Source organism: Anaerolineales bacterium (assembly GCA_022866145.1).
Lineage (GTDB): Bacteria > Chloroflexota > Anaerolineae > Anaerolineales > E44-bin32 > PFL42.
Genome location: JALHUE010000011.1, coordinates 1 through 9,547 on the forward strand (window position 1 = coordinate 1; position 9,547 = coordinate 9,547).

The 9,547-nt window shown below is 65.5% G+C and carries 12 protein-coding genes; 2 read left to right on the forward strand and 10 right to left on the reverse strand.

The features are described 5' to 3' along the window. From MUO23_00320 to MUO23_00330, 3 genes are all read right to left on the reverse strand, one after another. The coding region (locus tag MUO23_00320; GenBank protein MCJ7511394.1) for a methyltransferase domain-containing protein at nt 1–234 on the reverse strand (234 nt) is incomplete at its 3' end. Then, nucleotides 231–458, reverse strand: a complete 228-nt coding sequence (locus MUO23_00325) for a thioredoxin family protein (GenBank protein ID MCJ7511395.1) — start codon at nt 456–458, stop codon at nt 231–233. The genes MUO23_00320 and MUO23_00325, both read right to left, overlap by 4 nt. A gap of 9 nt (nt 459–467) precedes the next feature. Further along, entirely contained in the window at nt 468–713 is a 246-nt protein-coding gene (locus tag MUO23_00330; protein MCJ7511396.1) for a hypothetical protein, read from the reverse strand. A 135-nt stretch (nt 714–848) separates the two neighbouring features. Between MUO23_00330 and fusA the strand changes: the two genes are divergently transcribed. Together fusA and MUO23_00340 are read left to right on the forward strand one after the other, a co-directional pair. After that, complete coding sequence (fusA, locus tag MUO23_00335) at nt 849–2,924, forward strand: elongation factor G (protein ID MCJ7511397.1); 2,076 nt, start codon at nt 849–851, stop codon at nt 2,922–2,924. Between the two features lie 231 nt (nt 2,925–3,155). Then, nucleotides 3,156–3,524, forward strand: a complete 369-nt coding sequence (locus MUO23_00340; protein MCJ7511398.1) for a DUF6504 family protein — start codon at nt 3,156–3,158, stop codon at nt 3,522–3,524. A gap of 199 nt (nt 3,525–3,723) precedes the next feature. Here MUO23_00340 and MUO23_00345 read toward each other — a convergent pair whose 3' ends face one another. The 7 genes from MUO23_00345 to MUO23_00375 form a co-directional block, all read right to left on the reverse strand. Continuing rightward, a complete protein-coding gene (locus MUO23_00345) occupies nt 3,724–4,227 on the reverse strand; it encodes a DsrE/DsrF/DrsH-like family protein (protein MCJ7511399.1) in 504 nt (167 codons plus the stop codon). 38 nt (nt 4,228–4,265) lie between these two features. Beyond that, entirely contained in the window at nt 4,266–4,583 is a 318-nt protein-coding gene (locus tag MUO23_00350) for a TusE/DsrC/DsvC family sulfur relay protein (protein MCJ7511400.1), read from the reverse strand. A 64-nt stretch (nt 4,584–4,647) separates the two neighbouring features. Further along, on the reverse strand, nt 4,648–5,355 hold the full coding sequence (locus MUO23_00355; protein MCJ7511401.1) for a DUF1641 domain-containing protein: 708 nt from the start codon (nt 5,353–5,355) through the stop codon (nt 4,648–4,650). Between the two features lie 9 nt (nt 5,356–5,364). Further along, complete coding sequence (locus MUO23_00360; protein MCJ7511402.1) at nt 5,365–6,597, reverse strand: NAD(P)/FAD-dependent oxidoreductase; 1,233 nt, start codon at nt 6,595–6,597, stop codon at nt 5,365–5,367. Between the two features lie 19 nt (nt 6,598–6,616). Then, nucleotides 6,617–6,967 (reverse strand): metalloregulator ArsR/SmtB family transcription factor, encoded by a 351-nt coding sequence (locus tag MUO23_00365; GenBank protein MCJ7511403.1) that lies wholly within the window; start codon nt 6,965–6,967, stop codon nt 6,617–6,619. 206 nt (nt 6,968–7,173) lie between these two features. After that, on the reverse strand, nt 7,174–8,151 hold the full coding sequence (locus tag MUO23_00370; protein ID MCJ7511404.1) for a phosphatase PAP2 family protein: 978 nt from the start codon (nt 8,149–8,151) through the stop codon (nt 7,174–7,176). Between the two features lie 179 nt (nt 8,152–8,330). Continuing rightward, nucleotides 8,331–9,547, reverse strand: a 1,217-nt coding sequence (locus MUO23_00375; protein MCJ7511405.1) for an MFS transporter, incomplete at its 5' end; no start/stop codon positions are given.

The window sequence follows — 9,547 nt, forward strand, 5'->3', positions numbered from 1 at the left end:
CCGTGAGAACCTGCGGCGGGCGACCCGCAGAGCGCCCGACGAGAAGTCGATCGCCGTGACCTCCCAACCGCGTTCGGCCAGGGCCAGAGTGTTGGTTCCCGTGCCGCAGCCCAGATCGAGCGCCCGCCCCGGGGGATGTCGGTGGAGGTAAGCCAGAAGTTCGGGAGGCGAGACGCCGGTGTCCCAAGGAGTGTCACCCAGCAAGTAGCGAAGTTCAAAGAACAGCCGCTTCATGCTGCGCCGCTCAAGGCTCGCTCAACCACCTGAGGGTCGATGGCGCCGACGCTGCGCAGCAGGATCTGCCCCTGGCCGTCGAACAGCAGGAAGGTCGGCGTGTACTGCACGCCGTAACGGCGGGCTAGAGGCTCAGTGGCTGCATTCTGGACGTTCAACCGAATCACCGCCAGCTGCGGGTCGAACTGCTCTTCGAGCCGGTCAACGACCGGCTTGGCGGCCATGCACGCCAGTCAGAAGGGGCTCTGAAACTCCAGCAGCAGCGGTGTCCCGGCGCCGATCCACGCCTCGGGATCGCCGGTGCTTGAAGGAGTGGACGGGCGCGGCGCAAACAACAGGAAGGCCAGGGCGCAGCCCAGCGCTAGCGCGGCCACGGCCACTAGCGTCTCGGCCCGAAAGCCGCGTAAAGCGGCCCACAGCAGCAGTCCCCCGACGGCCGCCGCGGAGAGGATGACGAAGGAATACTGGTTGAACAGCATCAGGCTGACCGAACGACCGCCGCGATTCTAGCACAGGCCCGGGCGCGACCCCGGCGGCATAGGCGTTTTGACAACCCGCTCCACCTCTCTTACAATTCACACTCTCACAATCTCCGCTTGAGGGACCTACTGCGCATGAAGGAATATCCAACCGAATCCCTGCGGAACGTCGCTCTGGTTTCCCATGGCGGCGCGGGCAAGTCCTCCTTGGCCGAGGCGTTGCTGTACCTGACGGGCGCGGTCAACCGCCTGGGCAAGATCGAAGAAGGCAACACGGTCTCCGACTTCGAAGACGAAGAGATCCGCCGCAAGCTCTCCCTCTCGACCGCGATCCTCAGCCTGGAATACAAAGACCACAAGGTGAACGTCCTCGACGCACCCGGGTACACTGACTTTATCGGCGAGGTGATTTCGGCGCTGCGGGTGGCGGACGGGGCTGTGGTGCTGGTGGATTCCGTCGCCGGCGTCGAGGTCGGCACGGAGGTCGTCTGGCAGTATTGCGATGCTTTCAAGCTGCCGCGCTTCGTCGTCATCGCCAAGATGGACCGCGAGAACGCCAGCTTCCAGCGGGCGCTGGATTCGATTCGCCAGCTCTCGGGCGACGTGACGTTCGTGCCGATTCAGCTGCCGATGGGTGAGGGGCACGACTACAAGGGGGTCATCGATCTGTTCAGCATGACCGCCCGCACCGGCACCGGTGAGCAGCAGGAGCCGATCCCGGCCGGCTTGCAGGCAGAGGCCGACGCGGCCCGCCTGCGCCTGGTCGAAGCGGCCGCCGAAGGCGATGACAACCTGCTGGAGAAGTACCTGAATGGCGAGGCGCTGAGTGCGGACGAAGTGAAGCGCGGGTTCCGCGCCGCCGTGCGCTCCGGCCGGTTCGTCCCGGTGCTCTCAACGGCGGGGACGGCGGGTGTCGGCGGGGCACCCCTGCTGGAGGCGATTCTCAGCTTGATCCCCTCCCCGGCCGAAGTGCCGGCCGCCGTGGCCCAGGGCGGCAAGGGCGAGGAGACGCTCCCCGCCAGCGACAGCGGGCCGCTGGCGGTGTATGTCTGGAAGACCACCGCCGATCCTTTCGTCGGCAAGCTGACGTACCTTCGGGTGTACTCGAGTGCCCTGCAGTCCGACAGCCGGCTGTGGAATCAGACTAAGAGTAGCGAAGAGCGGGTCGGCACCCTGCACGTGATGCGAGGCAAGGAGCAGATCCCGGTCAGGGTGCTGCACGCCGGCGATATCGGGACGGTGGCCAAGCTCAGCGCCGCCGGAACCGGCGACACGTTGTGCGAAAAACCCCACCCGCTGTCGCTGCCGGTGCCGGCCTATCCCAACGCCTTGTATGCCGTGGCCGTCCTGCCGAAAACCCAGGCGGATTCGACCAAGATGGGCACCGCACTCTCCCGGTTGTCCGAAGAAGACCCGACGATCAAGTGGCACCAGGAACCGAGCACGAACCAGACCATCCTGCAGGGCATGGGCGACCAGCATATCGATGTCGGCATCCGCCGGGCAGAGAGCAAATTCCAGGTGGGCTTGCTGACCGAGACCCCACGCGTTCCCTACCGCGAGACGATCACCAGGTCCGGCCAGGCGATGCACCGCCACAAGAAGCAGACCGGCGGCGCCGGGCAGTTCGCCGAGGTCCACCTGGCCGTCGAGCCGCTGCCGGACGAGGACTTCTCCTTTGAGAACAAGGTGGTCGGGGGGGCGATCTCCCACTCCTTCATGCCCGCCATTGAGAAGGGCGTGCGCGGTGTGCTGAAGAGCGGGGTGCTCGCCGGCTACCCGGTGCACAACGTCCGGGTGATGGTGACCGACGGCAAGGAGCACCCGGTGGACTCGAAGGCGGTGGCCTTCGAAGTGGCCGGCCGCGAGTCCTTCAAGCTGGCGTTCCGCGAGGCCGGTCCGGTGCTGCTGGAGCCGATCATGACGGTCCGGGTGGCGATCCCGGAAGCCAGCCTGGGGGATGTGATGGGAGACCTGAACACCCGCCGGGCGAGGGTACAGGGGATGGACACCGAGCGCGGGCGGACCACGGTCATAGCTCAGATTCCGCATGCCGAGATCTTGCGCTACACGAGTGACCTGCGTTCGATCACCGGCGGGCGCGGCGCGTTCACGATGGACTACAGCCACCATGAGGTGGTGCCGGCGCACATCGCCGAGCAGATCATCGCCGCTCGCCAGAAGGAAACCGGCAAGCAGGAGGCCGAGTAGCCAGGGCCGCCTGTCCTTGTGCCCGGTCGCCAGCGCAGCCGCCGATCCACGCCCTCCGGCCGTCTCTCCCTTTTTGGCTGGGTCTTGTGGGCGAGCCCTGGGTCGGGCCGAGTCCAAAGCGGTTCCCCCCGCTGGGCCTGATTGCCAGCGACAGGGGGAGCGAGGGCCCCGGAACCTGTGGCGGACAGGCTGGCAGCTGTCCCACGGGGGCTGATCGAGGCTTCGCACGAGATGTCAACCGAAGGCTTGCGCCCGGGCCCGTTCATTGATGCTGAGGTGGTGGTCGAATTCGAGCATGCCCCGGCGCTGACCAAGACGCCGGACGCACCGGTCGCCTTCCGCTGGGAAGGCACAACCTTGCGGGTCGAAGCCGTCTTGGCGACCTGGACCGACTACCGCCGCCGGGGCCGGATGGCCCTCAACATGCAGCCTGCCCATCGGACGACGGCGGCCCGCCGCGGTTCTTGGGGGGTGGGCCGGTTCTACTTCCGTCTGCGGACATCGCCCGGGCGGGTGTTTGATCTGTACTACGATCGGGCGCCCCAGCGTGCCGGCGACCGGGGCGGACATTGGTACCTGTGGCGCGAATGGATCGCCTGACCTCCGAGTCTCAGGATCGCCGACAGGCGCAGGGCGGGCCGGGCTAGGCGGACAGATTCCCGGAAGCTGGGTCGTGAGGCGGGACGGATGCCCCCGCCGGCCACCACGGATTCGTGAGGCAGCAACCTTGAGGCAGGCCGCCGGCCCGGCAACCGCTTTCTATCCAACTCGATGGCCGAGCCTGGCGCCGGCAGGCCGACTAGATGAAGATGATCTGCGCGTCTTCGGTCATGTCCAGGAACTCATTGACCGTCACAATGTCGGCCACGGCATCGATGTAGTCCTCTTTCTTGAGGCCCATCATATCGCCCGTCATCTTGCAGGCGTACAGCTTGGCGCCGCCGTCGACCATCATCTGCAGGTACTCGGGCACTGGAGGCGCGCCGACGCCGGCCATCTTCTTGCGCATCAGCCAGGTGGCGAAGGCCGTCATCCCGGGCAGGATGCCCATCCAATTCGGGATCCCGAGGTTGCCTGTTGGCAGGCCCATCAGCTTCATCTTCATGCTGGTATTGGCCACGGGCGCGATCTCCAGTCGGTGGAAACGCGACTTGGTGATCATATCCATCCCCCAGAACGTGAAGAAGACCATCACGTCGATCCCGTCGCCGAGCGCAGCCCAGCCCATGATCAGCGCCGGGTAGGCCATGTCCAGGTCGCCCTTCGAGCAGATGAATGCCATCTTGCGGTTCTTCTCAGCCATTTTCATTTCTCCCTTGGTTGATGGAATGCAGCGGGCGGCTAGACGCAGCCTTCGGGCTTGCCGAGCCCGGAGATGCGCGCGACCTTCTTGGCCGGTCCCTTCGGGTATAGCGCGAACAGATCCTTGGTGGTGATCCCGGTGCCGGTTGTGATCTGGCGCAGGGTCGGCGCCTTGCCGGAATCCTGGGCGGCCTTGCGGCAGAAGTCGATCACCTGCCAGTGGGCCTCGCTGAGCGGATCGATCGCCTCATCCCGGGCGATCTCGACCGCGATCTCCCGGGCCCACTCGGCCGGGTCGGTCATAAAGCCTTCGTCATTGACTTGAACTGTCCTGCCAGCGATCGTGCGGGTTGCCATGCCCATCCTCCTGATGGTGGATTACGGTCCCTCGACGGGTGTGGTTTCGCCATTGGGCGCAGGGTCAGCCGGGGCTCAGCCCTCCAGCGGCCTGCGGCCGCTCGCGGTCGTCCGCCGGGGCGCCGATGACATGCAGGACGCGCATCGTCAGGGCCAGACCGCGGCGGACAGCCGGGTCGCGCATCTGGCGCAACAGACCGCCGTACGAGACATCGACCGGCTTGTCGATCTCCTGCTCGGCGATCAGGAGCGTGCTTCGAACAAAGCGGAGGATCTCCGGCTGGGTAAGGTCCTTGATGGTGTTCAGGATCAGCACGATGTTGTCACCCAGCAGGCGGACGTCGTCTTCGCTGAATTCGGTCACGATCTGATCGACGATCCGCCCTCCCTGGCGGGCGAGGCGGAAATAGCCCTTGCGCTCCAGCTGATCCAGCGTCTCCACCGCCTGATCAAATACCTGGGGTCCGATCAGCGTGGCTTCGTCGGCCAGGCCCATCACCGCGTCCAGCCGATCCAGCGCCATGACCAGCTTGCGGGTATTTCGTAGCAGGCGCTTGAGCAGGTACAGCAGGTCCTCGAGCTGGAATTCGCTGTCGATCTCCGCCAGCTGGTCGATGGTCAACTGCACCATCTGATTGGCGATTGGAATCAGATCGCGCTTGAGTTCGTCCATTTCCTGCTGGCGGCGCCGCTGTCCTTCCAGCAGGTTGGTCAGATGGTCGAGCTTGGCGTGCAGCAGGGCCAGGTCGTCGAGGGCGAGTGAGGTGTCCATCCCGACCTCTCAGCTCCACTTCCCGGCCATGGTCATCTGGGACTCGAAGGGCAACTCGCCGCCCTTGAGCAGCACGTTCCAGTACACCCAGCGGAAGGTCATCTTGCCCCAGTGGTTGACGGGTGACTCCTGGAGCAGGGAGAACGGCCCGAGGCCGGGGAGCGGATACTTGCCCGGAAGCGGCTCGACGTCGTAATTGAAATCGATCAGGATCCCCTTGTCGAAGCCGGACTCGATGAAGCAGTTGGCGTGGCCATCGAACTTGGGCAGCGGATCCAGGCCCTCCATGTGGCGGAGCATGTTCTCGACCAGGACCTCCAGCATGAAGTGGGCGACCGAGCCCGCCTTCGAGGTGGGGACATCGGCGGCGTCGCCGATCACCCACACGTTCTGCCACTTGATCGACTGCAGGGTGTGCTTGTGGGTTGGCACATAGTTCAGCTCGTTGCCCATCCCGGAACGCTGGATGACGGGCGAACCCATGTTGGTGGGGACACTCACCAGAAGATCGAAGGGGACCTCGCGCTCGTCGTACGAGCGCAGGGCATGCTTCTCGTGGTCGACCTCCATCAGGTTGAAATCCGGCTCCAGCAGGATATTCTTGCGCTGGAGCATATCGCCGAGCATGGCGGAGGCCTTGGGCTTGGTGAATGCGCCCGACAGGGGTGTGGCATACACCAGTTCCACCCGATCGCGCATGCCGCGTTGCTGGAAGTACCAGTCGGCCAGAAAGAGGAACTCCAGCGGCGCCACCGGGCACTTGATTGGCATCTCGACAACATTCAGGACCAGCCGGCCGCCCTTCCAGAACTTAAGGAACCGGCTCAGGGCGACAGCGCCCTCGTGGGTGTAGAAGTCAAAGACGTTCTTGTGCCAGCCGTTGTCGCGCAGCCCAGGGATCTGCTCGGGGTGGATCTGGGTGCCGGTGGCGATCACCAGATAGTCATATTCGATCGTCCGGTTGTCACGGGCCAGGCCAACCCGGTTGGCGTCCGGCTCGATCAATTCGATGTCCGAGATCACGAACTCCGCCGTGGGCGGAAGGAAATCGCGCTTCTTCTTGACCACGTCGCCGGGGGCGTAGATGCCGAAGGGGATGAACAGCAGGCCGGGCTGATAGTAGTGGTTCTCGTCGGCGTCGACGATGATCATCTTCCACTCGGTGGGATCCAGGTGCTGGGACATTTTGTTGGCGACCATCGTGCCGGCGGTTCCGGCTCCCAGGATCAGCAGGGTTTTCATCGGTTCACTCCTCGTCGGACTAGGCGGCTGTCAGCGGCTGGTTGGCGCTATCGGCGAGCTCCGCCTGAGACTTCAGTGACTCGGCCAGCACAGCCCGCATCAGATCGAGCGCCTGGACAACACGCATGTCGGCGACGGCGTAGTAGATCGACTGTCCCTCGCGCTGGGCCTTGACCAGACCCCGTTCGCGCAGCACCTTGAGATGGCGGGAGACGGTGGGCTGGGGCGCGCCCACGGCCTGGGTGAGCTCGGTCACGTTGTGGGGGCCGTCCACCAAGGCATACAACAGCAGGATGCGGGTCGGGTCCGCCAGGCCGGCGCACAGGTGTGAGTGCAGCTGGTGAACCTCCTTGTGGAGCGAGGGCAGCATTTCGCCTCCAATCTTCGCTATATACATATAGCCATATATGTGTCAAGAAGTCTACCCGAGTAGTCCGGTCCGCCTAAGTGGCCGTTGTCACAATAGGAGTATTACAACCGGCAGGATTGGGGACTGAATTAGGCGGAATTGCCAGAGGGGGGCTGATGAACCAGTGAGCACGGCCGGGCGGCAGATGGGGCAGGACCGTCTTAGGGCTAGGCGAGTTTCAGGCGAACAAACGCCCAGGGTGCGCCGAAGGCAATCCACAGTCCCACGGCGGCGTAGTTCACGAACCGCAAGGCTTGCGACAGGTCACCCACGCCGTGCGGTCGCAGGGCTCCCAGGCCGTAGTAGAGGATCATGATCCCCGCCAGCCCGGCGATCAGTCGCAGCAACCGCTGACCCACCGGTCCTGCGGCGCGGAAGCGACCCCAGCGGCGCAGTAGGACTGCGCCCACACCCAGCCCTAACAGGCTGCCGGAGGCGGAGACAATCCCACTCGGGTTCTTGGGGTCGATCGTGGCTTCGTCCGGGAATGCTGCTGCGGCGGCGGCCGTCCACTCGCCGGGCACGATCCGCTCGGCCGTCCGGTCGGCGACCAGCAGCCCGGCCGCCAGCAACCCGAGCGAGAGGATCATGGGTGAGAGCAGCTGCAGCCCCGGCGGCTGGCGGAAGAGCCAGGCCTCGAAGGGGCGTTCCAGCAGCGTGACCACCAGCAGCACGATCGCACCCACCAGCCAACCGCCGATCACGTCGCTGGGGAAATGTACGCCGAGGTACAGTCGGGAGAGGGAGATCGCCAAGATCAATGCGCCAAGCAGGATCCCCCAGGCCATCCGCCGCCGTTGGAGTGCGAGGATGCCCCACACGGCAAGTGCGTTCTGGGCGTGCCCCGACGGCATGCCGAAGGAGCCCTCATGCGCCAGGGCACGCACCTGGTCGCTTACCCAGTACGGCCGCGGCCAGCCAAAGGTCAGTTTCAGGATGTTGTTGATGGAGGCGCTGGTCAGCAGCACCAGACCCATGCGCAGCCCGATCCCGGGGTCCAGGCACCACAGGACGCTGGGCATGATCAAGAGATAGAAGGCCTCGCTGCCCAGAAGGCTGAAGAAGCGCATCGGCACAAACAGCCAATCGCCCAGTGCCTGCAGGCCGACGATCAACGGGATCCCCCACGCCAGCCATGCTTCCATATCGACCTCGCGCTCTCGAGCCGATGGCGGCGCTGCCGGAGGGCATCGCCGGCTGCGACGGTTCCCCTTGTCGGTGGGGGGCGGCCGGCACTCTCAACCGCCCGCCGCTCTCCTTCGATCCGTTCCCGGCCGGAACTCCGGTGGGGTTGGGCGCGATTAAACCCCGCCCGGGCGACCGGCTAGTCGCCGCCGGGGATGCGCTCGACCATCACCACCTCCACCGGGGCCGGGGGCAGGTGGGTGCGTCGCATGTACACAGCCGAGAGGGCGACTCCAAAGGCAATCAGCACTAGCGACACCGGGTAGGGAAGATCCGGCCGGATCTCATACAGCACCCCGGCCAAGGGCGGGGCGGCCACGATCACCAGGGCGCCGACGGTCTCCATCAGGCCGAACGCCATGCCCAACTCGGCCCGCCCGACGAAGCCATCGACCATGGCGATGATCAGGCTTCGGGAGGAACGGAAGCCGCCGGCCAGGAAGTAAGCCAGGGCGAAGGCCGCTGCGGCTGAGGCCTGCCAGAAGAGCAAGACGGAGACGCCGACCAACACCTGGCTGAGCAGGAACGCCGGCACCGTGGACCGCCGGCCGAGGGTCAAATTGAGGATGAGCACACCCAGGGCGTTGAAGGCGCCGAAGGCCCCCAGGGACGAGAGCGACACCGCGTGCAAGTCCTGCAGGTAGTTGGGCGTCAGCGGCCAGCTGAGGTACATCGCAAACATGGCCAGGAAGGCCAGCGGGAGGAAGTGTGCCAGGCGCCGGTTGCGCAGCAGGGGCCGATACCGCTGACCGGGCGCCGAGGCTTCTGGCGGCTGAGCCCGGATCAGCAGGATGAGCACGGTGGAGAAGATGAAGAATACGCCGGCGATGGCGAACAGGGGACGCACCCCCAGGCGCGGCGCCAGCAACCCGCCGATCAGAGGGCCGGCGATGGCGCCCACCGAGTAGCCGGCGTACACCGTGGTCAGGGCGCGAGCCGCCGGCCACTGCCCGCGGCCGCTGGTGATGTACGATGACATTGGGGCCATGACGAAGTTGGTCATGAAGTACATCACCAGCCCAACGGAGAAAATCGGCAGCGTTGAGGCGGCGAACATCACCCAGGTGGCAACCGTCCCCAGGGTCCACGAAACGACCATCATTGCCCGCCGGCTGACGATGTCGGAAAGGGCGCCGGCGGGGATGTGGGTCAGCGCCAGGGCGGCGCCGGCAATCCCGAGAATCCCTCCGATCTGGACAGGGCTCGCCCCCAGCGTCTCCAGGTAGATCGCCAGGAAGTACATGAACATGCCCTCGCCGATCCCCCACAGCAGGAGCGAGGCCGAAACTGTCCGCAGGTCGCGGCTCAAGACGGGGCTCCGGCGTGCCGGGCCACGAATTCGGCGACGCGGGCGAA

What these genes read in the sequence shown, in the direction of transcription:
- MUO23_00325 (MCJ7511395.1), bottom strand. Translation starts at nt 458, where the DNA reads ATGGCCGCCAAGCCGGTCGTTGACCGGCTCGAAGAGCAGTTCGACCCG.
- MUO23_00330 (MCJ7511396.1), bottom strand. Translation starts at nt 713, where the DNA reads ATGCTGTTCAACCAGTATTCCTTCGTCATCCTCTCCGCGGCGGCCGTC.
- fusA (MCJ7511397.1), top strand. Translation starts at nt 849, where the DNA reads ATGAAGGAATATCCAACCGAATCCCTGCGGAACGTCGCTCTGGTTTCC.
- MUO23_00340 (MCJ7511398.1), top strand. Translation starts at nt 3,156, where the DNA reads ATGTCAACCGAAGGCTTGCGCCCGGGCCCGTTCATTGATGCTGAGGTG.
- MUO23_00345 (MCJ7511399.1), bottom strand. Translation starts at nt 4,227, where the DNA reads ATGGCTGAGAAGAACCGCAAGATGGCATTCATCTGCTCGAAGGGCGAC.
- MUO23_00350 (MCJ7511400.1), bottom strand. Translation starts at nt 4,583, where the DNA reads ATGGCAACCCGCACGATCGCTGGCAGGACAGTTCAAGTCAATGACGAA.
- MUO23_00355 (MCJ7511401.1), bottom strand. Translation starts at nt 5,355, where the DNA reads ATGGACACCTCACTCGCCCTCGACGACCTGGCCCTGCTGCACGCCAAG.
- MUO23_00360 (MCJ7511402.1), bottom strand. Translation starts at nt 6,597, where the DNA reads ATGAAAACCCTGCTGATCCTGGGAGCCGGAACCGCCGGCACGATGGTC.
- MUO23_00365 (MCJ7511403.1), bottom strand. Translation starts at nt 6,967, where the DNA reads ATGCTGCCCTCGCTCCACAAGGAGGTTCACCAGCTGCACTCACACCTG.
- MUO23_00370 (MCJ7511404.1), bottom strand. Translation starts at nt 8,151, where the DNA reads ATGGAAGCATGGCTGGCGTGGGGGATCCCGTTGATCGTCGGCCTGCAG.